This window comes from Thermoactinomyces daqus (assembly GCF_000763315.1).
Lineage (GTDB): Bacteria > Bacillota > Bacilli > Thermoactinomycetales > Thermoactinomycetaceae > Thermoactinomyces_A > Thermoactinomyces_A daqus.
This window is the reverse complement of the sequence record NZ_JPST01000005.1, coordinates 93,265-117,331: the sequence shown is the minus strand read 5'-3', so window position 1 is coordinate 117,331 and position 24,067 is coordinate 93,265. Positions and strand designations below refer to the sequence as shown.

Here is a 24,067-nt window from a genome sequence, read left to right as displayed (position 1 = left end):
TGGCATTTTCAGGGAGGAATTCGGAAAGGGGAGACCGACGCTCGGGACAGGATACAAAAAAGGCATGATCCTGGGGAGGTCATGCCTTCACGGGAGGAGGTTATGTTGTTTGTGCTTTGATTTTGCTTATATAGGAATTGAGTTGATCCAACATCAAAAAAGCTGCTTTGACGCCGCCGGCCGTATTCCAGATCACATCATCCACTTTAAACGCACGATGGTTTTTAACCGCCTGGAGATTGGCCCAAAGCGGATCGCTTAAAAACGTCTCTTCCTGTTTATTTCCTTTTTTGTCGCCTGTATCATAGGTGAAATAGAAGATAATGTCTCCGTCGGCTTGTGGAATTTGTTCTTTTGTGATCGTGACCGCAAAGGAATTTTTATTTTGCAGCGGCGGGCGCTGAAACCCGACATCTTTTAAAATCACGCCGGAAAAGCTGTCCAGTTGGTAGAGTCTCGTTTCCCCGGACAAAAAGCGAACCATGGAAACTTTCTGATTCAGAAGGTCTCCGGCGTTTTTCCGCACTTCGGCCACCTTTTGCTCATATTCCTTGAGGACTTTGTTGCCTTCTTTTTCTTTATTGAGCGCTTTGGCATACAGGGAGAAATTGACTTTCCAATCCCCGCGCAAGGTTTCAGCAAACACGGTCGGGGCGATTGCCGACAATTGTTCATATACCTTTTCCTGGCGCATTTTATTTCCGATGATCAAATCCGGTTTTAAACTGGCGATCGTCTCCAGATCAGGCTGGCTCTCCGTTCCGACTACAGTCACACCTGTCAGTTCTTTTGCCAGATGAGGGTACCAGGGATGGCCGGTAAAACCTTTAACCGCTCCCACCGGCTTGACTCCCAGAGCAAGGCAGGCTTCCAGACCTTCATTGGTAAGGACGACAACGCGTTTCGGATGGGTCGGGACGATGGATTGCCCCATTGCATGTTGAATCGTGCGGCCGCTCTCTTTGGTTTGATCTGATGAATCAGATGAGCTGCATCCCGCAAGCACAAGGGAAAAGAGAGCGAGTGCAAGGAACAGGGGAAGAATTGCTTTTATGGAACGCACCGAATATGCTCCTTTCGTTATAAATGATAATGATTATCATTTCCTGATTTCTTCTTTACTATAAAAATAAAGAAGCCGGGTGTCAATTATTTTGATAATGATTTTCAACCTCATTGACATCATCTTTTCCTTTTTCTAGACTTAAGTTGGTCTGGAAGGAAGAGAGGTAGTGGATATGGGGGGTTTATATACCGGGCGGTTCAAATGGGCCGGACTGCTCGCCGGAGTGGTGTTGGTTGCTGTTTTGGCCATGATCAGTATCAGTGTCGGCGTTACCCGGGTTCCGCTTTCAACGGTGGTGGAGTCATTTATTCATTATCAGCCGACAAATAATGAGCATTTGATTATTCGGACAACCAGAGTTCCCCGAACGGTGTTTGCGCTCGTCGTCGGAGCAAGTCTGGCCGTGGCCGGGGCACTCATGCAAGCTTTGACGAAAAACCCGCTCGCATCACCGGCGACACTCGGGGTAAATGCCGGAGCCAGCTTATTTATTGTCGGAGGGGTGACGCTTTTTTCGATCACTGCCGTCCCGTCCTTGATGATTCTTGGCTTTATCGGGGCAGCTGTCGCGGCGGCAATCGTCTATTTTCTGGGATCCGTCGGCCGGGAGGGACTGAGTCCGTTGAAACTAACCCTGGCCGGAGCCGCAATTGCCGCTTTTTTTGCTTCGATCACACAGGGAATGTTGGTGATGAATGAAAAGGGACTGAATGAGCTGTTATTCTGGCTGACCGGCTCAGTTGAAGGACGGAGCCTGGAAAGTGCCCTGCCGATGTTTCCCTTTATGTTGGTCGGATGGTTGCTGGCGTTGTGGATGGCACCCAATATTGACATCTTGACGATGGGAGAAGATGTGGCCAGGGGACTGGGAATGAAAACTGGTTTGATCAAAGGAATCGGCGCGCTGATCGTCGTTTTGCTGGCCGGTGGCTCGGTTGCGGTGGCCGGTCCGATCGCTTTTGTCGGGCTGGTAGTTCCCCATTTTGTTCGTGCCTGGGTCGGAGCAAGCCACCGGTTCATCATTCCTTATGCCGCCGTTTACGGAGCCGCTTTGCTTATGGCGTCCGATATTGCCGGACGATTGGTGATGAATCAGCAGGAGATTCCGGTTGGGGTGATGACGGCTATTCTTGGAACCCCGTTTTTTATTTATCTTGCGGGCAGAAAGGGGAGTGAGGAAGGATGAAGCGGTACACTTCTCTCCGCCTTGGTTCGCGCTTCTCCGCCTTGATTGACTGGCGAGCCGTCTCGATCTTGTTTTTGCTTGCCGCATTCGCTTTTCTTGTCATGGTGCTCAGTGTCGGAGTAGGTCAGGTTCAGCTTTCTCCGCTCGATGTGATCCGGGTCTTTTTGGGGATCGGGTCCAAATTTGATCAATTGATCGTTGAGACATTCCGTCTGCCGCGCATCCTCCTGGCGCTGATTGCCGGAGCCTCGCTGGCCGTTTCCGGCGCTTTTTTGCAGGCGGTGATCCGAAATCCGTTGGCCTCACCAGATATGGTCGGGGTCACGGGCGGTGCCTCAGTCGGAGCGGTTACGGTGATCACTTTTTTCAGCGACCGTTCCACCAACCTTTCAGTTTCATTATTTTGGGTGCCGGCCGCATCGTTTATCGGGGCGGCTGTCATTGTGGGACTGTTGCTCTTTTTCTCCTGGGGAAAAATCTCCCCGTTCCGGCTGGTGCTCCTGGGGATCGGTTTCACGCTGGCTACCCAGGCGGCAACCAATTTCATTATTCTGATCGGTCCGCCGTTTAGTGCCTTGCAAGCGAAAACCTGGCTGACCGGAAGTATTTACGGGAGCAATTGGAACCAGGTTGCTGTTTTGCTCCCCTGGCTTGCCCTTTTGCTACCGCTGGCTTTCGTGTTTTCCCGCCATCTCAATGTTTCGCAAATGGGCGATTCGTTGGCAACAGCTCTTGGTGCCCGTCCCTCCCTCCAGCGGCTGTTGGTTTTATTGATTGCGACAGCGCTTGCCGGAGCTGCCGTATCCTTTGTCGGTACGATCGGCTTTGTCGGATTGATCGCCCCTCATGCGGCGCGCAAATTGGTCGGAGCCGCCTACGGTCTTTTGTTGCCGGCGTCGGCACTGTTGGGAGCCATCATGGTCATGGGTGCCGATTTGCTGGGGAGAACTTTATTTGCACCACTGGAAGTGCCGGCCGGTGTGCTGATAGCCGTGATCGGCGCCCCCTATTTCCTCTTTTTGCTCTATTGGAGTCGGAAAAAGTAAGAGGAAAAGGGATGATTTGGCGTAAGTTGATCTACTTTGTGGTAATATAATCTTGTTGTATTGTTTGCAGCCAAGGTACAGCGGGCGATCGTACCTGCAGTGAGGAGGGAGCATTATGGCAGAAAGCCAATCTCAGGCTAGAGAACGTAAACCGGAATGGTTAAAAATTCGTCTAAATACAAATGAAAACTATCAAGAGCTTAAAAAGATGATGCGGAGCAAAACCTTGCACACCGTATGTGAAGAGGCTCGTTGCCCCAATATTTTTGAATGCTGGGCCAATCGGACGGCCACATTCATGATCCTGGGGGACATTTGTACGCGGGCTTGCCGTTTTTGTGCCGTCAAAACCGGTCTTCCGACGGAACTGGATTGGCAGGAACCGGAGCGCGTCGCTGAGGCAGTGGAACAGATGGGGGTACGCTATGCGGTTGTGACCTCCGTTGCGCGTGACGATTTGAAAGATGGCGGCGCGGCGATCTTTGCGGCGACCATCAAGGCGATCCGCAAACGCAATCCCTTTACCAGTGTCGAAGTGTTGATCCCGGACTTCATGGGGAATTGGGATGCGCTGAAAGTGGTGATGGATGCGAAACCGGATGTGCTCAATCACAATATCGAAACCGTAAGGCGCCGCTCTGACCGCGTTCGCTCCAAGGCAAAATATGACCGTTCGCTCGAGCTTCTGAAACGGGCCAAAGAGATGCAACCGCAGATCCCGACCAAATCAAGCATCATGGTGGGAGTCGGTGAAACATTTGATGAAGTGGTTGAGGCAATGCAAGATTTGCGGGCGCATGATGTGGATATTGTCACGATCGGTCAATATTTGCAACCGACCAAAAAGCATTTGAAAATCGACCGCTATTATACGCCGGACGAATTTAAGCAGTTGAGAGAAATCGGACTGAGCATGGGCTTTTCCCATGTCGAATCGGGGCCGTTGGTGCGCAGCTCGTATCATGCGCATGAGCAAATGGCATCCGCTCAGAAAAAAGAGGAGAAAATGGCATAAAACCGACTGGCAGGTGATAATGGCAGATCATTATCGCCTGCTTTTTTTATGGAATATGGTCACACAAAAAACCAGCCTTCCAAGCCGAAAAGCTGGTTTTCCCGCTTAATCCTGCCTCGGGTTCATTTGGCTCCGCCTGTTCGGTTGTGATGATTCATTCACTTCCGGAGGGGTGGTATCGCCCATTTCCCGGAGAAGCTGTTCCAAATCCCCTCTGATCCCTTCTACATCATAATCGCTCGTCATCCGCATGCCGATGGAATTGATCTGCGACTCCAGGGTGCGGTTTTCCGTCACGTGAACCTTAAAGTAGCGGGGAGTAATACTTTCCGCAGTACGCTTTGCCTCTTTTACCGTTTTTGGATCCATGCGTCCGTTTTTCGTTTTAATCCCAAGAAATACATGATCATCTGTAACAAGTGCGGTGGCTTCCTTTACATTGGGCAAAACAGTGACCATTTGCGCGATATGCTTTGCCAGGAGGGGGCGGTCCACAAAGACATCGGGTCCTGCGGCACGACCGTTTTGATGATAATTTTCCGGTGTGTATTTGAAATATCCGATTTCGTTCTGCCCACCGCCGTGTGCATTTTCCTCACCGTTAATTTCATCATTTCGCACCATCCCGATCCGCGAATCCTGATCTTTTTCCCGGTACAGCGGTTCATGGGTTTGTTGTAATCCCTGATCTGCCTGCTGCTGGTCATCATTGTTACAGGCGGGGATGAGAAGAAGCATCGCCGCGAACAGAATTAGGTATCGTCGTTTCATCGAAGTTTCGGCACCTCCTTTTTTTAACGTGCCCAAACAACGGCAATCCATACGAAAAAGGATGAAGATGTTAACGGGAGGATATGGTAACATATAAATGTAAAATTGGAATAGAAAAGGTAGGACGTTTATGGAGCGAATTCATATAAATGGGTTGGAGTATGAACTTCTTTCCAACCATCGCAACGGTTGGAATATGGAAGCTTTTCGCAAACGGTTCAGTGAGATCCTGGAAAAATATGATTATGTCGTCGGCGATTGGGGATATGGTCAGCTGCGACTGAAAGGTTTCTTTGCCGATGATCACACCCGGGCCACAACAGAAACCAAGATCAGTTATTTACAAGAATATCTAAATGAATTTTGCAACTTCGGATGTGCCTATTTTGTGCTCAGAAAGGTGAAAAGTGCAAAGCCAGCCCGGAAGGAATAGGGCTGGCTTTTTTACGGGTTCGGTTGATCGTGTGTTGGATGGCTTCCCGGAAATTGGCGTTCAATCCCTTCATGAAATTCGCGCATTTCGTAGGTGAATTGCGGTCCGGCATGTTGACCGGGGCGCCATGGTGTGGATTTCCCCAAGCGATATGAGGTTGCCGCTCCGTAAGGGCCGTCGGGGAATTCTTCGGGCACAAGTTCGCTGCGATGCGACTCGACGGTGCCAAGTTCTTTGCTTTTATTTTGCCGGCTCATGCCTCATCTCCTCCTTCCTTTCTAACGTGCGGAAGAAAGAGGAGAAATATTCGTCAGACAACCGTATGTAAAAATTGCTTTAATTCCTCTGCTTCTGCTTCCGAAATCTGATAGACGTGTTCCAAATAACCGGGTTCTTCCAGATCATCCGGCCCGATGATGGCAAAACGGTTGGATTGCAGGTCGAGAACCAAAACTTTTCCGTAAAAGCGTTCGGTTGTCACAATGGCGAGGTCAAAACGGTTGGATTCACCGACAAAGCTGATAAAGCGGGTATGGGTTTTTTCCGATTCATCGTATAAAAACATCAGATCTTGGTTTGACATGCGAATGGCTCCTTTTTGCTCAACTTCCTTCCATTATACAATAACGATCATAACTTGTCGGTACAATCCGGACGGAAGCATTGGCAAAACCGGAAAGTGCCCCGCCACCTGCAGATCCGATGATTACGTTCACGGGGGCAATCCCGTTTTTGCGGGCTATAAAAGGCCGAAAAAGCGCGTTTTTTTCTGGCGACGCGGAAGTAACCCCTGTTCGCTGGTAGCAGCGGTCAGTCGCTGGGTAAAGGTCACATTGCGCAATTCCATTCGGAGTTGATCCTGTTTTTTGCGGACTTCGTCGAACATCTGCTGCACCTCATTGGCGGAAACGGAATCGATGCTTACGGCGACCAGTTTATGCTCCATTTCCTCCAGGGTGGTGAACAGCCCGAAGATGTGATTTTCCAGCCGGTCCATCCGGTCAAACAGCTCTTCAACCATTTCCCCGACGCTGTCGAGTGTTTCCGTGATCTGCTGCAGGGTTTCGTCCGGCAATTCCGTGTCTGTCAATTCAGACTGATCGGGTCTCAGATGAATTTTTCCCTCTTTGATCAAGTCCATGCGCACTTGCTTCATCGATTTTTGCGGTTCCGAAAGACGGTTCTGGATGTCGGACAGCCGTTTCAGGCCCTCCTCAGTCAAGAGATAATGCCCTCTTTCATTCCAATCCGGTTGAATATAATCTTCAAACATATCAATCCACTTGCGAACCGTTCGAGCCGTCACTTGTAAACGTTCGGCGGCTTCTCTCGTCGAAATGCCCGCTTCCTGATTATTCATTGCCAGACAGCCCTCCTTGCAAGAATATTATTACTTTTACGATTTCGAGGGATGTAAATAAATTCCTTCTCGCTGACAAAGGAAGTCAGGAGCTGACAAAACCTGCTGTCCGGCAACAATTGTGACCACCCGCTCCACAGAAAGACCCCCTCCGCATTTGTTCCTTGGAGGGGGTACGCTTTTACTGATAGGGAAATTGTGTGCGATAGTTCGCGAATTGCTGCGCTTTTTGCGCGATCTTGCCGGCAGGCGCCGCCTCCAGTTTGTACCATCCTTTTTGATGCATCAAGTCGAATAGTTGATGCTGCGCCTGGTGAATCTCGTTTAACAGTTGCATTTGCGTCTGAAACAGTTGCGGATTGCTCGCTTCATTGACAGCGGCATTGTAACCGTATGAGATATATTTTTCCGTGGACAAGATATCGTTGATAAAGTCACGGTCGTTCATTTGCGGCCCTTTTACCTTTGGCAAACCGGTTGATTTTTGCGATGTATCGGCATTCGATTGAAACTGCATCGTCTTCCCTCCTCATCAATTCATCTGTTGGTTGGCGGCGTTCGGTTGGCTTGTTGAAGCGGCGCCGGTGGAAGATTGTATTTGCGATAACAGCATTTCATAATGGCGCTGATGCATTTGTCCGATTTGATTGATGAGTGATTGCACGGATGCATCTTGGCACAGGCCGGCATAATGGTTGCATTTTTTCATTGCCAGCAATTCCCAGGACATTTCATCGGTCAGATAATGAAGATCTTTGTCGGAAAGCTGCACCTTACTGTCCCTCCTTTTCAGATCAACAACAGCTGCTCCTTTTAGCATCTATTCTTTGCGATTGCAGGAGGGTTTATTCTGAACAGTCTTGGGCTGATGTTTCCTTTCATTCCGGACAGGCGTTATAATTTATCACGTGAAAGCATTAATGAATTTCAACAATTTGGCATCTGATTGTGTGACACTTCTCCTGCCTTATTTTCGTTGTTGTAAATGGAAAGGTCAGGTTTTACGGAAGATTGGGGGAACGCGGTGTGATTTATGATGTAAACGTAAACAGGATTAAGGAGCAATTATCCCATCTTGAGCTATGTGCAGACCTGCTGGAGCGTCTGGCTGTCGGAAAAAGGGAGCTGGAAGAGCGATTTGCCGCGGAACGGGCGCTCCATTTGGCATCTGAATGCATGATTGATGTGGGGAGTGTGATGATCGACGGATTCATCATGCGAGACCCCGGAGGATATTTCGATATTGTCGACATTTTGGAAGACGAGCGGGTGATCGATCGCGAAACCGGAAGCAAGCTCAGGAATCTGCTGTCCCTGAGGGAGCGTTTGGTTCGCCGTTACACCGAGACGGCATGGACGGATCTGATCCCGTATGTGCAGGATTCCGGCTGGTTCGCGGATTTTGCCAAACAAGTGAAAACTTATCTACAAAAGGAACTCGGTGAACAAAGTATACGATAAAAAAGGGTATAGAAGTAAAAAGGGGCTTTTTGTGGCCGAGGGAAGGTGAAGGGCATGAATGGAGCGAGTTCTACCCGCAGACAGATTATGATGATGTTAAAAACCGAGGGAGCTCTTACCGTCGGGGAAATCGCCGAGCGGTTGGGTGTTACGGAAATGGCCGTTCGCCGGCATATCAATACGCTGGAACGGGACGGTTTGATCGCGACCAAATTGCTCCGTCAGGCGATGGGACGTCCGACGAATCAATATTATTTGACGGAAAAATCGGAGGACTGTTTTCCTAAAAGCTATTCCAATTTCACCCTGGATTTGTTGCAGGATCTCGAGGAAAATCACGGGTTGGAAATGATAGAACAAGTATTTCGCAGCCGGGAAAAACGGCTGACGGAAGAGTACCAGGCCGATTTCTCCGGCAAAAGCCTGGATGAAAAAGTGGAACTTTTGGCGAAGATCCAGGATTCCAAAGGCTATATGGTTGAAGTGAACAAACAAGAGGACGGAAGTTATCGGCTGGTGGAATACAATTGTCCCATTGCCCAAGTGGCCAACCGGTATAACCATGCCTGCAAGTGTGAGATCAATTGGTTTAAAAAGCTGCTCAATGCCGATGTCGAACGGATGGAGTGCAAGGCAAAAGGGGGACAAAACTGCATATACACCATCCGGGCACGGCAAATGGCCAAAATATGATTTTTTACGCAGCATCAGGCGGGCGGCACGTTCCTTGTGCCGTCAGCTTGATTGCGAATTGAGAAGACCATGGGGGTTGGCGCTTTTCTTTGCTCCCGGCTCCTTCGTCGAAAGGCCGCTGCTAAGCACCAATCCCCTTCTCCTTAATTGTCAACAGGCTTGCGGCACATTTCTTGTGCCGTTTTCATTTGTGGTACAATCAAATGGAAGCAACCGCGACTGTGAATTGAAATGAAGCGGGGAATGAGGTTTTTATTGCGGGAGGGAAAGAGATGCCGTCTTGGTACGAAGAAAGTTTTGGCGAAGATTATTTGATCGTATACAAACATCGCACTCGCGAAGATGCAATATGTGAAGTCGGAAAAATAAGCCGGTGGCTTCATCTGCGCGAGAATGACCTCATTCTGGACTTGTGTTGCGGAACCGGCAGACATACACTCAGCCTGGCCAAGCGTGGATACCATGTGGTGGGGCTGGATTTGTCAAAAGTTTTGCTGACTCATGCCGTGAAAGATGCCGGTGAGTTGGCGGTTCCCTTCATTCACGGGGATATGCGATATCTCCCCTTTGTCGACGAAATGTTTGACGTGGTCCTGAATTTGTTTACCTCTTTTGGCTATTTTTCCGATGATGAGGATAATCAGCAAGTGCTTCGGGAGATTGCTCGCGTATTGAAGCCGGGAGGGCGTTATCTCCTCGATTTTCTCAATAAATCATATGTGGTGCAAAATCTTGTTCCCAAATCGGAACGGGAAGAAGACGGTGTCCGCATCCGGGAGGAACGCTGGATTGACGGGGATTTTGTGTGCAAAGCGATCACGATCACGGATGAAAGTGGAACACGCCGGTATCAGGAACGAGTCAAAATGTACGATTCCGGGCAATTGGAGCAGATGCTGGAGAAAGCGGGTCTCAATGTGGAAAAAAGATATGGCAGTTTTGCCGGCGAGCCGATCCAGTCTTCCAGCAAGCGAATCATTTTAATAGGTTGTGTGAACAAATGAAGGAATATAAAGGATACTTTATTGATTTGGATGGCACGTTGTACCGGGGTACTGAATTGATCCCGGAAGCGCTCGAGTTTGTCCGCGAGCTGGACCAAAAGGGAATCCCTCATCTTTATCTGACCAACAATTCGTCCCGCACACCGGAGCAAGTTGCGGATAAGCTGCGGCAATTTGGATTTCCGGCCCGGCCCGGGCAAGTTTATACAACTGCTCTGGCGACTGCTCAATATGTGCAGGAAAACTTTCCTGATGCGCGCGTCTATGTGATCGGGGAAGAAGGACTGTTGCAGGCGCTGAAAGAGAAAGGATGCCGCATTACGGAGGAGCATCCCAATGCTGTTGTGGTCGGAATCGATCGCGGGTTTACATATGAAAAGATGAAAAAAGCTTGTTTGGCGATTCGGGCGGGGGCGACGCTGATCGGTACCAATGCGGACCGGGCCTTGCCGACAGAGGAGGGGCTTTTGCCCGGAAGCGGTTCACTGGTGGCCGGCATTTCTGCCGCAACCGGAGTGAAGCCGTTATTCATCGGGAAACCGGAGCCGATCATTCTCCGCTATGCCTTGAAAAAATTGGGGGTTGCTCCGGAAGAAGTGCTGATTGTCGGTGATAACCTGGATACGGACATCCGTGCCGGGATCGAAGGCGGAATGGACACGCTGCTGGTCTTTACGGGAATTACAACGCCCGAGATGGCGGAAAAGGCTGAGATTAAAGCAACCTACACTGCCCGAAACCTGAGGGAATGGATGAACCGGGCAAACGAAGAGAGGCGAGCGCATTGAACGATATCCGGGAAGATATTATCGAAGTTCCGTTGCCATTGCCTTTTGCATTGAAAGTGGTCAACTGTTATCTGATCAAAGGAAAAAACGGATTCACAATCATTGATACCGGCCTTCATACCGATCAGGATTTGCAGGTCTGGGAAGAAGCGCAAGCAAAGCATGGCTGGTCGTGGAACGATGTTGAAAAAATTGTGCTGACCCATTATCACCCGGATCACTACGGACTGGCGGGAACATTGCAGCAGCTGACCAATGCCCCTGTTTATCTCTCGCGAACAGACTGGGGGCAGGCTCAGTTCTTTTTCGGGCGGAAAAGCGATATGCCGGAACGGATGGCCGCTTTTTTTGCCGAACATGGCTTGACGGAAGACTGGGTGAAAAAAATCCCCGGCCACTTGCGCAGTTTTCACAGTTGGGTTGAGCCGCATCCAGAGCCGACATGGATTGCTCCGGGGGAAACGATTCGGATGGGGGATCGCGATTATCAGGTGATTCATACCCCGGGCCATGCGGACGGTCATCTCAGTTTTTATGATCCCGAACGCCAAATCATGATCGGCGGTGATTTCCTGTTGCCGAAAATTACCCCGAACATCAGTTTATGGCCGGGGGCTGATCCCAATCCCCTCGCCACTTATCTGTCCACCCTGGATAAGATGAAAAAAGTGCCGGTAAAGCGAATATTTCCGGCTCATGGCAACGCCTTTACTCATTACCGGGAGCGGATTGCCCAATTGGAAGAACACCATGAGGCGCGTCTGCAATTGATTGCGAAATACGTCCGGGACCTGGGAGAGCCGACGGCATATGATGTGTGCAAGTGTCTGTTTGGAGACCGCCTGTCCATTCACAACCTGCGGTTTGCCCTTTCCGAAACGTTGGCCCATCTGGAGTATTTGCGGGTAAAAGGGAAGATGGATCTGTTTGAAAAAGAGGGAACTAAGCGATATCGCTGCAAAGTGGATTAAGATGAAATCCTGAGTGACTCGGAGGGACGCTGGGGAACCATTGAGCGACCATCTCGGGACACAGGGAGGTCTAGGGGGGGCATACCGGCCCGTCTGGAAATGCGCTTTGACGGAAACAAACGTTGACAGAAAAGGCGGTTTCTCCATGGATGAGTGTGATCCGGAAGGAAACCGCCCCATCTGGTGGAACTTGTTGTGGATGTGCCGGTCAATCCGGCGGAGCTTGTTTGCGGTTATGGGCGAGCCGGGAGGAGGCGGAGGCCGCGATCGCTCCGACGATATCATCCAGGAAGGTATGGATTTCCCCGTCGTGCTTGTCATTTAAACGTTTCAATACACCCGGTTTGACGCGGTCGATATAGCCGTAGTTGGTCAGACCGATACTTCCGTAAACATTGAGAATGGCCATTGACAACACTTCATCAATTCCGTATAAACCCTCATCGCGAACCAGCATATCCAACAGCGGTTCTTCGAGCTGCCGGCGCTCCGCCAGCATATCGAGTTGTATTCCCGTCAGCACCGCGTTTTGCACTTCTCTTTTTTTCAGCACTTGCTTTACATTTTCCAGGCATTCCTCGAGGGTTAAGCTTGGCAGATAATCTTTCTGCAAGAAAAACGTGAGTTCAGCGATTTCTTTCAGTTCGACCCCGCGTTTGGCGATCCACTGCAAGGTCGTTTGATACAGTTCCTCTTCCGATACACAATTCTGGGTTGACCCGGTCATACGGCGATACTCCTTTAAATCAGGTGAAATTCTTGAATAACTGCAACTGGGAATGATCCTTATGATGGACCCCGAATACCCCAACAATCCAGGGATGAAAGACTGGGAAAGTCAGGAGCGGGCATTGCGCTCCAAACTCGCAACGGAAGGCGGCAAGAGCCCGGCATACCAAAAAGCCCCCAACATTTTCTGCTGACATGCAAGGCAGCCTGTTTTTCTATTTTCTCCTGACATGGTGAGTTTATGAAAAAGAGAGGTGATGGAGATGGAGAGAAAAGTGGCACTGGTTACCGGCGGTTCAACGGGGCTGGGCAAAATGGCTGCGGCCCAGTTGGGAAAAGCCGGATATCGATTGGCGGTAAATTCGCGGACGGATCGCGGGCATGCGGACGGTCTCTCCCCAATCCTGGGGCCGGAAGAAGGAGAAGTGCTCCGTGTTTACGGCAATGTCAGCCGGAGAGAAGAAGCTGAACAGGTTGTCGCTGAAACCCTGGCACACTACGGCCGGCTCGATGTCCTCGTTCATGCGGTTGGCCCTTTTATTCGCGAGCGCAAATGGTTTGTGGAGCATTCGGCGGCGGAAATTGAGGAGATGATTGCAGGCAACCTCCTGAGCGCCATGTGGATCACACGTGCGGTTCTTCCCGGGATGCGCAAACGAAAATGGGGCCGAATCATTTTTTTCGGGTTTGGCAGAGCGATGGAGGCACCGGCATGGCCGGATCGTTCCGTATACGCCGCAGCGAAAACCGGACTGGTTTCCTTTACGAAAACATTGGCTGTTGAAGAAGCACCGTTCGGCATTACCGTCAATATGGTTTGTCCCGGGGATATCGTCGGGAATAACAAGGAAATGCTGATAGATCAGGTGCGGATGCTAAACGATGAAGAAACGCCGCGGGGACGACCGGGCAGTGGCGAGGATGTGGCACGGGTCATCTGTTTTCTTGTCGAAGAAAAGTCTGATTTTGTGACCGGAAACTTGATTAATGTGACAGGAGGCCTCGATGTCATTCACCCTGTTTCCAAGAGGAAACACCCTGATTTCTAGGCACCTCACCCTCACGTCGCGAATAGAATAACACGACGAGGGGTGAGGGATTATGTCATCTGATTTTCAGCCCGGATATTTGTCCGAACTTACCGGAGAAGAGCAATTGGAAATGCTCCTCCACTACCATTACGGTTTTCACGTGAAAGAGGCCAAGCCGATTCGCGGCATTGTTCGTTTGCGAACCGATCAGGGCACTTATGTGCTGAAAAGGGTGAAACCGGGAGAGAAAGATCGTTGGCACTTGATCAAGCAAGTGGCGGAACACGTCAACGGGAAGCAAGAGAAGCGCGTAACTCTTCCGGAACCGCTTGATACAGGAGCGAAGAAACTCTATTTTGACGGGTTTCGCTATGCCTATGTGCTCTTGCCCTGGATGGAGGGGGAAACGGTGTCGCTCTCCGGCCTGGATGAGTGGGCCCGTCTCTCAGAGTCACTTTCCCTCCTGCATCAGGCGACAGCAGATTTTCAACCTTCAAAGGAGCATGCGGAATATTCCCGGCTGTCCGCCAAAGAATCACATCTGAAAAAGGCTTTGCAACAGATTGAAATTTTTCATTTGGCTGCTAAATTAACTTCCTATCCAAGTGATTTGGACCGGACATGGTTGGACATTTCCGGCTATACTATCGGCATGATGGAAAATATGATCAAATATTATCAAAAAATCAACGGCGACGAGGCATGCCGGGAAATGGTCAAATTTGGCAAGATCTGCCATTCCCGGCTGCATCGGCATAATTTGTTGCAAGCTGGCGAACAATCCGTTTTTCTCGATTGGAATGAGATGACCCTCGACGTGAGAACGGCCGATCTGGCCGATTGGTTGATGTATGCCTATGGATGCACGGGCAGCCCCGGGGTTTTGCAGGCGATTCTTGCAGGTTATCAGCAGGTGGCTCCGCTGGATGAATCCGAGTATTCACTCATTTATGCCCAGTTTTTGTTTCCCGGAAAATTGACACGACTTCTGCAAAATGTCTATTTGAATCAAACATTGTCGGAAACAGCCGCTGTTTCCCGCGTCCGTACGGCGATTGATATCGAGGAGAAAAAAGAAGGGCTGCTAAAAATGTACGCCAATGTTGTCAAAGATCATTTCGGAGTGACTATTCCGCAGTTGGACTGGTTGGAAACGAAGAAATCATAACGGATGTACAAAATTATGAAAGGCAGCAAACGACGGATTCGCCGTAAATATTGAGAATCGACAGATCCGGTCCCTTGGGGCCTTTTTTATTTGATTTTGATAATCTATTGCACAATATGAAATCGTTTACAATTTAATAAATTTAATTTATCATTATAACAAGATGAAGCTGATGAACCAAACTTGTATAATCGCTGAAACAAATGCAGGAAGGAGCGAATCAAATTGCGCCGAATCCTGAATAATCTGACCTTCCAAGTGGTTGTGGCCATTATCGTGGCAGTGGCGCTCGGGGTTTTGTGGCCTGACGGGGCAAAGCAGATGAAACCGCTTGGGGACATGTTTATCAATCTTGTAAAAATGGTGGTGGCCCCGATCATTTTCCTGACCATTGTCTTGGGGATCGCCAAGATGGGGGATATGAAAAAAATCGGTCGTGTCGGAGGAAAGGCGATTTTATATTTTGAGCTCGTCACCACCTTTGCCTTGATAATCGGGGTGCTGGTCGCTCATCTGCTTCACCCGGGGGCGGGAATCGATGCGAGCAAGCTGGACAAAGGGGATATTTCGCAATATACGAAAAGCGGGGAAGAAATGGATTGGCCAGCATGATCGGCGCTTTTGCCGAAGGGGATACCCTGCAAGTGGTCTTTTTCGCCGTGATTTTCGGTTTTGCCTTGGCCGGTTTGGGGGATTACGGAAAAAACATCATTGATCTGTTTGAACGGTTTTCCAAGGTTTTTTTCAAAATTGTCTCCTATGTTATGAAGGTGGCTCCGCTCGGCGCTTTTGGCGGAATGGCCTATACAATCGGGAAATTTGGGATTAAATCGCTGTTGCCGCTGGGAAAATTGATGCTTTCCGTCTATTTGACGATGATCCTGTTTGTTTTTGTCGTTCTGGCGCTGATTTGTCGTATGTATCAATTCCGGATCTGGCATTATCTTCGATTTATCAAGGAAGAATTGTTAATCGTCCTTGGAACTTCTTCCTCGGAGGCGGTCCTGCCGCGCATGCTGGACAAAATGGAGAAGTTCGGATGTTCCAAATCTGTTGTCGGTCTGGTGATCCCGACAGGATATTCATTTAATCTGGATGGCACCTCCATTTATCTCTCGATGGCTGTTATCTTTTTATCACAGGTTTTTCACGTTCACCTTTCCATCTGGCAACAAATCACCATTATTGCAATTTTGATGTTGACTTCCAAGGGGGCTGCGGCCGTCACGGGTGGGGGATTTATTGTCTTCGCTTCCACATTGGGTTCGATGAATTTGATTCCGGTCGAGGGATTGGCGCTGCTGATCGGGGTGGATCGCTTTATGTCGGAAGCTCGGGCGATTATCAACTTGATCGGAAATGGGGTGGCAACCATGGTTGTCGCCAAGAGCGAGAACGAATTTGATGAAGAAAAATATAAGGAAGCGGTTCTCGCTATGAACAAGAAAGAATCGAAAATATCGGCTTGACCGATGGCATGGAAAAGCCACGGATCCCTTGTGACAGGGGAAACGGGGCTTGTTTTTTTTGCGAAAGTTTGTTGCAGGCCGGGGTGTGGTGTCCTTGGAATTCTGCTTAGTTTCATCTTATGATTGTGTCAGACAAGGCAGAATCTAGGTGCTGTTTTGCCTGTATCATTCATGGCCGGGATGTTTGTCATGCCAGTTATTGAGGAAAGATTTTTATACAGTTTTGTCAGAGTTGAACGTGAAATGATAAAAATTTGAGATAATTAGATGAAAATAGTTAATGTTTCATGTTATTATGATGAAGGATTGTATAATAATTGAATAATTGTCAAATAATTTTAACTCGGAGGAGGGAAAGTCAAATATGAGTAAGGACAAGCAAAAATTTGTTCCTTATGTGCCTGCGACGAAGTCACTTCCGGAGTTGACGGGATTTGCCATCGTCCTGGGAATTATCTTGGCCATTGTCTTTGGGGCGGCCAATGCGTATCTCGGGTTGAAAATCGGTTTGACGGTGAGTGCGTCGATTCCGGCGGCCGTAATCTCCCTGGCTATTTTACGGGGAATTTTCAGAAGGAAATCGATTTTGGAAAACAACATTGTGCAAACGATGACCACTGCGGGTGAAGCGGTGGCCGCCGGGGCAATTTTTACGTTGCCGGCGCTGTACCTGTGGCATTTAAATCCGAGCAACTGGTTGATTGCGTTTATCGTGTTGACCGGTGGTTTCCTCGGCGTGTTCATGATGGTCCCCTTGCGTCGCCTGCTGATTGTGAATGAGCATGAAGTCCTTCCTTATCCGGAAGGGACTGCTTGTGCAGAAGTACTTAAATCCGGAGAAACCGGCGGCAGCCATGCCCGCAAGATTTTTTCCGGTTTTCTGGTGGGAGGGATATTCAAGGCGTTGGGAGATGGATTCCATTTATTTAAAACTTCCATCTCCGCGATGATCCCGGGGTATAAAAATGCGGCGATCGGGATGGATGCAATGCCCTCTCTGCTCGGGGTCGGCTATATTATCGGACCGCGCATCTCCGGGCAGATGATCGCCGGCGGATTACTGGCTTCCATCGTGTTTGTTCCGTTGATTTCCTTTTTTGCCAGCGGAAATCCCAGTGTCTTTTATCCTGCCGGCCAGCCGGTCGGAACATTGGATGCAGGCGCGATTGCCGATTATTACATCCGTTACATCGGGGCTGGCGCCGTGGCCATGGGAGGATTGATTACCTTAATCCGCACGCTTCCCATGCTGTTCAGCTCGATCCGTGACACAATTGCCGGTTTGGCCCGACAAAAAGAGAAAGGGTTTAAAATTACGCGGACTGATTTTGATATTCCTATTCCCTATCTGCTGATCGGGGCTGTTCTGTTGATCTTGTTGATCGCCTTTACCCCGGTGGTCCATGTCGGGATCATCGGTGCAATTGCAATTGCCGTTTTTGGCTTTTTGTTTGTGGCTGTGGCTTCGCGCATTGTGGGGATTGTGGGCAGCTCCTCCATGCCTGTTTCCGGGATGACCATTGCCACCCTCCTGATCACAACCCTGATCTTCAAAGCGCTGGGCATGCACGGGATGACGGGGATGGTTGCTTCCCTGACAGTCGCGGCCATTGTCTGTGTATCGCTTGCAGTTGCCGGCGATATTTCCCAAGACCTGAAAACAGGATACCTCGTTGGTGCGACTCCGTGGAAACAACAAGTGGCGATGATGATCGGGGTTGCAGCAAGTGGCCTGCTGATCGGCTGGGTATTATATCTGTTTAACCAGGCTTATGGTATCGGCGGCGATGTGCTTTCCGCTCCCAAAGCAGTTTTGATGAAAATCATTGTTGAAGGATTGATGCAGGGGCATTTGCCTTGGCAGCTGATTATCATGGGTGCGGCTCTCGCCATTTCCATCGAGTTTCTCGGGTTGAACTCTTTGACCGTAGCTGTGGGTTTCTATCTGCCTGTCTCAACGAGTGTGCCGATCATGATCGGCGGCCTGATCCGCTGGGTGACGGATCGCTTTGCCAAAACAGAGGAGGAGAGAAAAGAGCGGGAAGAAACGGGTAGTTTGTTTGCCTCCGGTTTGATTGCCGGTGAAGCATTGATCAGTGTCGTAATTGCACTGTTAATCGTGCCGGGACTGATCAATCCGGATGCACCGGCCAAATTTGCCAGCAACTGGCTGCCGCTCATCCTTTTCCTTGGTTTAACAGCGGTGTTGTGGGCGGTGACTGTGAGAAAATCCAAGTCGAATAAGGCGTAGATGGGTATGTTCAAACGTAAAAACAAGGAAAACTTGCTCCAGTTTACTCCTTTTTTAAAACCGGCTTACCTTCTCGAACCAATCCCGGGCGAAGAAGGTCTGATGCAGGTTGTCATTCCGCGGACAAATCCGATTGAACGTTTTTCCGTTCGCTTTTTGAAGCAACCGGCTTTCATCCGCGTGCGTCTGGATGAACTGGGGAGCTTCGTTCTCTCTTTGTGTGATGGGCAAACGACAGTAAGCGAGATGGAAGAGAAAGTGGGGGAGAAGTTTGGAGAAAAGGCAGAGCCGGTTTTACCCAGGCTGGTGAAGTTTTTGGAGATCTTGGAAGCAAACGGTTTGATCGGCTGGAAAAAAGAATGATCATGATCGCTTTGAGGCTGTTGACTCTTCTCCGTCAACAGCCTCTTTGGTAATTTTGCTCTTTCATTTCACCTCAAATATTCTTGATTTATATTATACATAATATTTGACATATAAAAAATATTAACTTATTATTAAATTATTGGAGTCATATTTTGGTGTTTTATCATAAAAAGATTTAAAATTGAAAAAACTTTATTTTCATTCTTAATACAGCCTTGTCTTTGTAAGGCATGACATCATCAGGGTAACCCGGAGAGGTGGAAATTAGTTTGAGAATTTTTATTATTCTGATCGCGATCGCGCTGGTCTTGGGTGGTTGCGACTTCAATGACGAAGCGGGTAAGCCAAACCAAGTGCTCCATGTTGTCAATCATGTGACAAGCGAGCCTGCGAGTTTGGATCCGTTATTGGTGAATGACATTGGATCCGGGGAAGTACTGTATCATGTGATGGAAGGGTTGGTTCGCCTGGACAGGGAAGGAAATCCCCGGCCTGGTATGGCGAAAAGCTGGAAAGCCAGCGCTGACATGAAGAAATTCACATTTGAACTCAGAGCGGCAGAGTGGTCGAATGGTGATCGTGTCACAGCTCATGATTTTGAATACCAGTGGAAGAGAATGTTGAGCCCCGAAAATAAGGGGAAATCCATGTTTTCTTATAAGCTGTATTGCATAAAAAACGGTGAAAAGTTTCAACAAGGTGAAGCTGAAGCTGACGATGTGGGGGTGAAAGCGCTGGATGATGACACATTGGAAGTCACGCTTGAACAACCTGCGCCATACTTTCCCAGTCTTGTTGGAAATTATGCATTCTATCCGGTCGACAAAAAGGTGGTGGAAAACAATCCGGATTGGAGTCGTGAAGCAACCAGCTATGTAGGAAACGGCCCTTTTAAATTAAAAGAGTGGAATCATGACGAAAAAATTGTACTGGAGAAAAATGAGCGATTTTGGAATGCAAAAGAAGTGAAATTGGAAGAGATCGAATTCCCGTTCATTTCCTCGCCGACAACGGCATACCAGATGTTTTTGAGCAAAAAATTGAATTATCTTGGCTCAGGTGCCATACCAACTGATTTGCTCCCCGCATTGACGAAAGAGGGGAAAGTGCAAAACCACCCGATTTTGGGGACCTACGTGTACAAAATGAATGTGGAGCAACCTCCATTTGACAACCAAAAAATCAGGTTGGCCTTTTCCATGGCCATTGACCGTGAACAGCTGTCGGAGAATCTCTTGCAAAGCGGACAACAGGCCGCTGTGAGCTGGGTGCCATGGAAGATGCCGGATCCCGTAGAGAAAAAAGAGTTTTATCAGGTAACGAAACCGGTTTTAACTCCCCGGGCTCAGGCAGAAAAAGCGAAAAAATTATTGGAAGAAGGAATGAGAGAAGAGGGGATCCGTCAATTGCCCGAAATAACTTTGGACTACAGCAATTCCGAAACAAACAAAAAGATTGCCGAAGCGGTTCAGCAGATGTGGAAAAAGACTCTTCAAACAGAGGTGAAGTTAAGGGGTTCGGAATCAAAAGTGTATTTGGCCAAATTGGCTTCCAAAAACTATCAAATAGCGTCAATGGGCTGGGTATCGGATTTTAATGATCCCGTTGTGTTTATCGATTGCTTTGTGACGGATGCAGGTGCAAATGAAACCAATTGGTCCAATAAGGAATATGACCGGTTGGTGGATACCGTCAAGAGCAGTCCGGATCAGCGCATACGCATGCGAGCGATGCACAAGGCGGAGGAAATCCTTATGAATGAAGCGCCAATCATGCCCATTTTTTATTTGACGGAGAGTTCGATGGAAGATAAATCGGTGAAGAATGTTGTCGTGACCATAGGGGGGACGACGGATTACACATACACCTATATAAAGGAATAAGATTCAAACGATCGGTTTGAAACTTTCCGGCAAGAGGACGCTGAATGAATGAGAGAGTGGGGGATTGGAATGGAGATAAATGCTTGGCTTCCCGCGTTAAAACAACTGTCGGAGTTGCCGGGACCGGCGGGGCGTGAAGGCCCTGTCCGCGATTGGTTGCGACAGAGATGGAAAAGGCATGTGGAAGAGTGGGAGGAAGATTCGTTGGGGAATATTTTGTGCAAAGTGGGTGGTCAGGGTCCGAGAGTCTTGATTGCGGCCCATATGGATGAAATCGGGTTCATTGTCCGCTATATTACCGATTCAGGTTTCATTCTGGTTGAATCGGCTCAGGAACCGCGTGATGTTCCGCTGGACAAGCTTTATATGATTGGATGTCGGGCTCAAGTGATCGGGCGCGGCGGGGTGGTTGCGGAAGGGATTTTTGCTGCGCCGGCCGGACATGTTCTGTCACAGTCGTTTGTGAACCGCACTCTCACCTACAAAGATTTTTTTGTTGATATCGGAGCCAATTCCAGGAAAGAAGCGGAGGAAAAAGGTGTCCATATCGGGGCGCGTGTGGTATGGTATCGCCCTTTGCTGCAAATGGGGACAAGAGTGGTCGGGAAAGCGATGGATGATCGGGCCTTGCTTGGAGTTATGGATCTTTTGTTGAAGCAGCTGATACAACGCAAAGAATCGCTGGCGTATGAAGTTTGGTTCGGCGCAACCGTTCAGGAAGAAAACAAGGCGCACGGGGCCTATGCGATCGGTCGCAAGCGGGAGTTCGACTTGGCCATTCCTTTGGACGTGGGATTGGTGGGGGATATCCCCAATATCAGTGAAGATGATTATCCCGCCCGTTTGGGAGGCGGTCCCATCCTGGTTCACAGGGATTCAGTTGTCCATTATGATGAAGGGCTTCTGTGGAAAATGGCGGATGTTGCCGAGCAACATCATATTCCCTATCAACATGGTTTGTTCAGCAACTATGGTTCCGACGGCATAGCTTTCGTTGACAGCGGAATTCGCTCCATTCTGGTCACGATTCCCACGCGGTATACACATACGCCGTTTGAAATGATCGAATTGAGCGACATTGGGCATACCGTGGAATTGTTGAGTTGTTTTTTGCAACAAAAACGCTGAAAAATCGCCTGAGCATGGATGAGGGGGAGAGTGCATGATGCTGGCAGGATTGACTTGGGAACAGTTTTTTAAAGAGTATTGGCGCAAGAAACCCCTTTTTATCAAAGGAGGGGCTCTCAAGTTGTTGCAAACGCAATGGCAGGCGGCGGAGTTTGAGGAAATGGCACGTCAGGTGGAGGAGTTGGACCCCCGGCTTGTTAAAAGAAATGCCAATGGCCTCACTTTCGTGCAAAAGGTGAGCATCGTGAATGAACGGTTGAGTGAATTGGCCGTCCGATTTCAAAAGGAGATGTCCTGTCCCAGCATTTGGTTTGACGGAGTGAGGGCGAATCACGGACACAGCATCGGTTGCCATTTTGATGACAGCGATAATTTTGTTTTGCAACAAGAAGGGGTGAAAATTTGGAAACTGCACCCGCCTGACATCATTGCAGACGAAGTGCTTCAAAAAAGAATGCTGAAAAACCCGGATGTGGGGAATATCTTTATGCCGGATGAGTATCTGGAATTTATCCTGGAGCCAGGCGACTTGTTGTACATTCCGATATTCTGGCCGCATTGGGGTGTTTCCGAAGGTCCTTCCCTCAGCCTTTCCCTGGTTTGCAACGCTACGAACGGCTTGCGTGATCTGTTGCCGCTTGTATCCCGACAACTGGCGGAAGACCCGGAATGGTGGAAGCCGCTGCCGATGATGCGGCTGGATGAAGGCGGGCAAGACGATGAATTTGACCGGATGTTGGAACGGTTGCTGGCCCGCATGCAAGAGGATTCGTTTAAAGAGCGGGTAAAATCATTGTGGCGGAAACAGCGTTGCCGCCAAGTTTACGGAGAAGCGCAGGAAGAGACGAACAATCGGGGAAACAGCAGAGGCGGCCAGGAGGAACTGCTGATTGATATGGATCGTGTTCGGGAGATATATGGTCAGCCTGTTTCGTCATTTGACCTGAAACAAGTGGTTTTGCCGGGAGAGCCAACCGCATTCAACGCTTTCAGGGAACTGGTGTTTCGCGTTTATTTGAAACGGTTCTTGCTCGTCTGCTCCAAAGGTTTTCCCATGTTGGAAACAAGAGAATTGAAGGATTCAACTCAGACTTTGTTGACCCTCTTGTTGCAGTTGGATCCCAAACGATTGGCGCAAGCGGCGGTGCGCCCGGAATTAACCTCCTGGATCTGGCGGGCGCACGAGGCGATCAATTTTGGTTATGGCCCGCGAGTGGAGGAAATATTCTCATATTTAGGAACATTCTTTCTTCCGTTTTTTCTGCAATCGGACTTACCTGATTTGGAGGGGGAAAGTCTGGTTCTCAGGCGTTCCACCAAAGACACCATCCAGTTATCGCCCATTGGCAAACAGATACACGCAGCAAAAGGATTTGCGTCCCTTATGAGAGTGAACTTCAAAAATCGGGCCATCCAATTGCAAAATGATCAGGAGACGGTCGAAGTCCCGCTGGAGACATTTTGGAAAGAAGAGGGAGAGATGCGGATCGGTCAGGGGATGGAGATCACTCGCCTGGCCGTGCTCAGGAACACCTCCGCGGTCATTTGTGCGGGGCATGACTGGTATGAGAACTTTTTGCCCGGAGATTCAAAAAAGGATGTAACCGGTCTGCGACAAACATGCAGTAATGAAGAACGGACTGATTTGAATCGATGCCTTGATGAAGGGATCGGGCTGGTTCGTGCTTTTTGGCCGGAGGCTTTTGCCGAGTTGAACGAACAGATTTCATGCATTTTGCCCTTGAAGTCAAAAGGTTATCTTCCATATCAGACAACAATCAAAGCATTTCGTGGCATGATTGCGACAAGCGCACGCCCGTCCTACCTTGCTGCCCAAACGTTGGTTCATGAAACCGGGCACAACAAATTCAATTCCGTTTTGGATCTGTATCATTTGTTTGAAAATGATCCGGGTGTTTTGTTTTATTCACCGTTTGACGATGACCAACGGCCTCTGACATGGATCTTCCATGAAACCTTTGCATTCCTTCAGGATATTCACATTTCCGGGCGGTTGCTGGGGGCCGTGGAGCAGATTGAAGACCTTTCTCTTGAACGCTATTTGCGCAAGACATCAGAGCGGGTGGAGAAGGCGTTGGACATGATCCGGAAGCATGCCCGGCTGACCGCGGAAGGGGAACGGATCGTGGCAGGGTTCGAAGAGGCACTGCAAAAAAAGGCCGTGAAATGAACTGTGCGAACAACCTGAAAAACAGACTGACACCTTGCACTTGGTGTCAGTCTGCTA

24 protein-coding genes and 1 pseudogene are annotated in these 24,067 nt (G+C 49.2%); 17 read left to right on the top strand and 8 right to left on the bottom strand.

The genetic code is table 11. The features are described 5' to 3' along the window. Nucleotides 1–100: 100 nt before the first annotated feature. Entirely contained in the window at nt 101–1,063 is a 963-nt protein-coding gene (locus JG50_RS0102480) for an ABC transporter substrate-binding protein (RefSeq protein ID WP_235281582.1), read from the bottom strand. A 175-nt stretch (nt 1,064–1,238) separates the two neighbouring features. On the opposite strand from JG50_RS0102480, the gene JG50_RS0102475 reads away from it, so the two are divergent. The 3 genes from JG50_RS0102475 (at nt 1,239) to lipA (ending at nt 4,313) form a co-directional block, all read left to right on the top strand. Next, a complete protein-coding gene (locus JG50_RS0102475) occupies nt 1,239–2,252 on the top strand; it encodes a FecCD family ABC transporter permease (protein ID WP_033099596.1) in 1,014 nt (337 codons plus the stop codon). Beyond that, on the top strand, nt 2,249–3,298 hold the full coding sequence (locus JG50_RS0102470; protein WP_033099506.1) for a FecCD family ABC transporter permease: 1,050 nt from the start codon (nt 2,249–2,251) through the stop codon (nt 3,296–3,298). Before JG50_RS0102475 ends, JG50_RS0102470 begins: the two co-directional genes overlap by 4 nt. Nucleotides 3,299–3,413: 115 nt before the next feature. Beyond that, on the top strand, nt 3,414–4,313 hold the full coding sequence (gene lipA / locus JG50_RS0102465; RefSeq protein WP_033099505.1) for a lipoyl synthase: 900 nt from the start codon (nt 3,414–3,416) through the stop codon (nt 4,311–4,313). Nucleotides 4,314–4,418: 105 nt separating this feature from the next. Here the strand turns inward: lipA and JG50_RS0102460 are convergent, their stop codons facing one another. After that, nucleotides 4,419–5,084, bottom strand: coding sequence for a YhcN/YlaJ family sporulation lipoprotein (locus JG50_RS0102460; RefSeq protein WP_033099504.1), 666 nt, complete (start codon nt 5,082–5,084; stop codon nt 4,419–4,421). A gap of 130 nt (nt 5,085–5,214) precedes the next feature. On the opposite strand from JG50_RS0102460, the gene JG50_RS0102455 reads away from it, so the two are divergent. Further along, nucleotides 5,215–5,517, top strand: coding sequence for a YutD family protein (locus tag JG50_RS0102455; RefSeq protein WP_033099503.1), 303 nt, complete (start codon nt 5,215–5,217; stop codon nt 5,515–5,517). A gap of 11 nt (nt 5,518–5,528) precedes the next feature. Here JG50_RS0102455 and JG50_RS0102450 read toward each other — a convergent pair whose 3' ends face one another. From JG50_RS0102450 to JG50_RS0102430, 5 genes are all read right to left on the bottom strand, one after another. Beyond that, a complete protein-coding gene (locus tag JG50_RS0102450) occupies nt 5,529–5,774 on the bottom strand; it encodes a hypothetical protein (RefSeq protein ID WP_033099502.1) in 246 nt (81 codons plus the stop codon). 53 nt (nt 5,775–5,827) lie between these two features. After that, a complete protein-coding gene (locus JG50_RS0102445) occupies nt 5,828–6,100 on the bottom strand; it encodes a DUF3055 domain-containing protein (RefSeq protein WP_033099501.1) in 273 nt (90 codons plus the stop codon). A 156-nt stretch (nt 6,101–6,256) separates the two neighbouring features. Next, entirely contained in the window at nt 6,257–6,877 is a 621-nt protein-coding gene (locus tag JG50_RS0102440) for a helix-turn-helix domain-containing protein (protein WP_033099500.1), read from the bottom strand. Nucleotides 6,878–7,058: 181 nt separating this feature from the next. Beyond that, the gene (locus JG50_RS0102435; protein ID WP_033099499.1) at nt 7,059–7,394 is read right to left on the bottom strand and encodes a spore coat protein; all 336 of its coding nucleotides are present in this window, start codon (nt 7,392–7,394) and stop codon (nt 7,059–7,061) included. A gap of 15 nt (nt 7,395–7,409) precedes the next feature. Beyond that, the gene (locus tag JG50_RS0102430) at nt 7,410–7,649 is read right to left on the bottom strand and encodes a hypothetical protein (protein ID WP_235281581.1); all 240 of its coding nucleotides are present in this window, start codon (nt 7,647–7,649) and stop codon (nt 7,410–7,412) included. Between the two features lie 254 nt (nt 7,650–7,903). On the opposite strand from JG50_RS0102430, the gene JG50_RS0102425 reads away from it, so the two are divergent. From JG50_RS0102425 to JG50_RS0102405, 5 genes are all read left to right on the top strand, one after another. Further along, entirely contained in the window at nt 7,904–8,338 is a 435-nt protein-coding gene (locus JG50_RS0102425) for a DUF86 domain-containing protein (RefSeq protein ID WP_052153930.1), read from the top strand. A 54-nt stretch (nt 8,339–8,392) separates the two neighbouring features. Then, complete coding sequence (locus JG50_RS0102420) at nt 8,393–9,031, top strand: helix-turn-helix transcriptional regulator (protein WP_033099498.1); 639 nt, start codon at nt 8,393–8,395, stop codon at nt 9,029–9,031. 272 nt (nt 9,032–9,303) lie between these two features. Continuing rightward, on the top strand, nt 9,304–10,035 hold the full coding sequence (locus JG50_RS0102415) for a class I SAM-dependent methyltransferase (RefSeq protein ID WP_033099497.1): 732 nt from the start codon (nt 9,304–9,306) through the stop codon (nt 10,033–10,035). Further along, on the top strand, nt 10,032–10,823 hold the full coding sequence (locus JG50_RS0102410) for a TIGR01457 family HAD-type hydrolase (protein WP_033099496.1): 792 nt from the start codon (nt 10,032–10,034) through the stop codon (nt 10,821–10,823). The genes JG50_RS0102415 and JG50_RS0102410 overlap by 4 nt, the downstream gene beginning before the upstream one ends. Next, entirely contained in the window at nt 10,820–11,794 is a 975-nt protein-coding gene (locus JG50_RS0102405; protein WP_033099495.1) for an MBL fold metallo-hydrolase, read from the top strand. Before JG50_RS0102410 ends, JG50_RS0102405 begins: the two co-directional genes overlap by 4 nt. Nucleotides 11,795–12,002: 208 nt before the next feature. Here JG50_RS0102405 and JG50_RS0102400 read toward each other — a convergent pair whose 3' ends face one another. Then, nucleotides 12,003–12,521 (bottom strand): phosphatidylglycerophosphatase A family protein, encoded by a 519-nt coding sequence (locus JG50_RS0102400; protein WP_033099494.1) that lies wholly within the window; start codon nt 12,519–12,521, stop codon nt 12,003–12,005. Between the two features lie 265 nt (nt 12,522–12,786). Between JG50_RS0102400 and JG50_RS0102395 the strand changes: the two genes are divergently transcribed. The 8 genes and pseudogenes from JG50_RS0102395 (at nt 12,787) to JG50_RS0102360 (ending at nt 24,010) form a co-directional block, all read left to right on the top strand. Next, complete coding sequence (locus tag JG50_RS0102395) at nt 12,787–13,572, top strand: SDR family oxidoreductase (RefSeq protein WP_181735400.1); 786 nt, start codon at nt 12,787–12,789, stop codon at nt 13,570–13,572. Between the two features lie 52 nt (nt 13,573–13,624). Further along, nucleotides 13,625–14,722 carry a phosphotransferase gene (locus tag JG50_RS0102390; RefSeq protein ID WP_033099493.1) on the top strand — a complete coding sequence of 366 codons (1,098 nt, stop codon included), beginning with the start codon at nt 13,625–13,627 and terminating at the stop codon, nt 14,720–14,722. Nucleotides 14,723–14,947: 225 nt separating this feature from the next. Continuing rightward, a pseudogene (locus JG50_RS18030) lies at nt 14,948–16,191 on the top strand (dicarboxylate/amino acid:cation symporter). 364 nt (nt 16,192–16,555) lie between these two features. Beyond that, nucleotides 16,556–18,442, top strand: a complete 1,887-nt coding sequence (locus tag JG50_RS0102380) for an OPT family oligopeptide transporter (RefSeq protein ID WP_033099492.1) — start codon at nt 16,556–16,558, stop codon at nt 18,440–18,442. Between the two features lie 6 nt (nt 18,443–18,448). Beyond that, nucleotides 18,449–18,805, top strand: coding sequence for a PqqD family protein (locus tag JG50_RS0102375; RefSeq protein WP_052153928.1), 357 nt, complete (start codon nt 18,449–18,451; stop codon nt 18,803–18,805). 272 nt (nt 18,806–19,077) lie between these two features. Further along, nucleotides 19,078–20,691, top strand: coding sequence for a peptide ABC transporter substrate-binding protein (locus JG50_RS0102370; protein ID WP_052153927.1), 1,614 nt, complete (start codon nt 19,078–19,080; stop codon nt 20,689–20,691). A 69-nt stretch (nt 20,692–20,760) separates the two neighbouring features. Beyond that, complete coding sequence (locus tag JG50_RS0102365) at nt 20,761–21,819, top strand: M42 family metallopeptidase (RefSeq protein WP_033099490.1); 1,059 nt, start codon at nt 20,761–20,763, stop codon at nt 21,817–21,819. 34 nt (nt 21,820–21,853) lie between these two features. Continuing rightward, entirely contained in the window at nt 21,854–24,010 is a 2,157-nt protein-coding gene (locus tag JG50_RS0102360) for an aKG-HExxH-type peptide beta-hydroxylase (RefSeq protein WP_033099489.1), read from the top strand. Nucleotides 24,011–24,067 lie beyond the last annotated feature (57 nt).

What these genes read in the sequence shown, in the direction of transcription:
- JG50_RS0102420 (WP_033099498.1), top strand. Translation starts at nt 8,393, where the DNA reads ATGAATGGAGCGAGTTCTACCCGCAGACAGATTATGATGATGTTAAAA.
- JG50_RS0102390 (WP_033099493.1), top strand. Translation starts at nt 13,625, where the DNA reads ATGTCATCTGATTTTCAGCCCGGATATTTGTCCGAACTTACCGGAGAA.
- JG50_RS0102410 (WP_033099496.1), top strand. Translation starts at nt 10,032, where the DNA reads ATGAAGGAATATAAAGGATACTTTATTGATTTGGATGGCACGTTGTAC.
- JG50_RS0102380 (WP_033099492.1), top strand. Translation starts at nt 16,556, where the DNA reads ATGAGTAAGGACAAGCAAAAATTTGTTCCTTATGTGCCTGCGACGAAG.
- JG50_RS0102475 (WP_033099596.1), top strand. Translation starts at nt 1,239, where the DNA reads ATGGGGGGTTTATATACCGGGCGGTTCAAATGGGCCGGACTGCTCGCC.
- JG50_RS0102440 (WP_033099500.1), bottom strand. Translation starts at nt 6,877, where the DNA reads ATGAATAATCAGGAAGCGGGCATTTCGACGAGAGAAGCCGCCGAACGT.
- JG50_RS0102365 (WP_033099490.1), top strand. Translation starts at nt 20,761, where the DNA reads ATGGAGATAAATGCTTGGCTTCCCGCGTTAAAACAACTGTCGGAGTTG.
- lipA (WP_033099505.1), top strand. Translation starts at nt 3,414, where the DNA reads ATGGCAGAAAGCCAATCTCAGGCTAGAGAACGTAAACCGGAATGGTTA.
- JG50_RS0102375 (WP_052153928.1), top strand. Translation starts at nt 18,449, where the DNA reads ATGTTCAAACGTAAAAACAAGGAAAACTTGCTCCAGTTTACTCCTTTT.
- JG50_RS0102400 (WP_033099494.1), bottom strand. Translation starts at nt 12,521, where the DNA reads ATGACCGGGTCAACCCAGAATTGTGTATCGGAAGAGGAACTGTATCAA.
- JG50_RS0102435 (WP_033099499.1), bottom strand. Translation starts at nt 7,394, where the DNA reads ATGCAGTTTCAATCGAATGCCGATACATCGCAAAAATCAACCGGTTTG.
- JG50_RS0102395 (WP_181735400.1), top strand. Translation starts at nt 12,787, where the DNA reads ATGGAGAGAAAAGTGGCACTGGTTACCGGCGGTTCAACGGGGCTGGGC.
- JG50_RS0102455 (WP_033099503.1), top strand. Translation starts at nt 5,215, where the DNA reads ATGGAGCGAATTCATATAAATGGGTTGGAGTATGAACTTCTTTCCAAC.
- JG50_RS0102360 (WP_033099489.1), top strand. Translation starts at nt 21,854, where the DNA reads ATGATGCTGGCAGGATTGACTTGGGAACAGTTTTTTAAAGAGTATTGG.
- JG50_RS0102450 (WP_033099502.1), bottom strand. Translation starts at nt 5,774, where the DNA reads ATGAGCCGGCAAAATAAAAGCAAAGAACTTGGCACCGTCGAGTCGCAT.
- JG50_RS0102460 (WP_033099504.1), bottom strand. Translation starts at nt 5,084, where the DNA reads ATGAAACGACGATACCTAATTCTGTTCGCGGCGATGCTTCTTCTCATC.
- JG50_RS0102445 (WP_033099501.1), bottom strand. Translation starts at nt 6,100, where the DNA reads ATGTCAAACCAAGATCTGATGTTTTTATACGATGAATCGGAAAAAACC.
- JG50_RS0102470 (WP_033099506.1), top strand. Translation starts at nt 2,249, where the DNA reads ATGAAGCGGTACACTTCTCTCCGCCTTGGTTCGCGCTTCTCCGCCTTG.
- JG50_RS0102415 (WP_033099497.1), top strand. Translation starts at nt 9,304, where the DNA reads ATGCCGTCTTGGTACGAAGAAAGTTTTGGCGAAGATTATTTGATCGTA.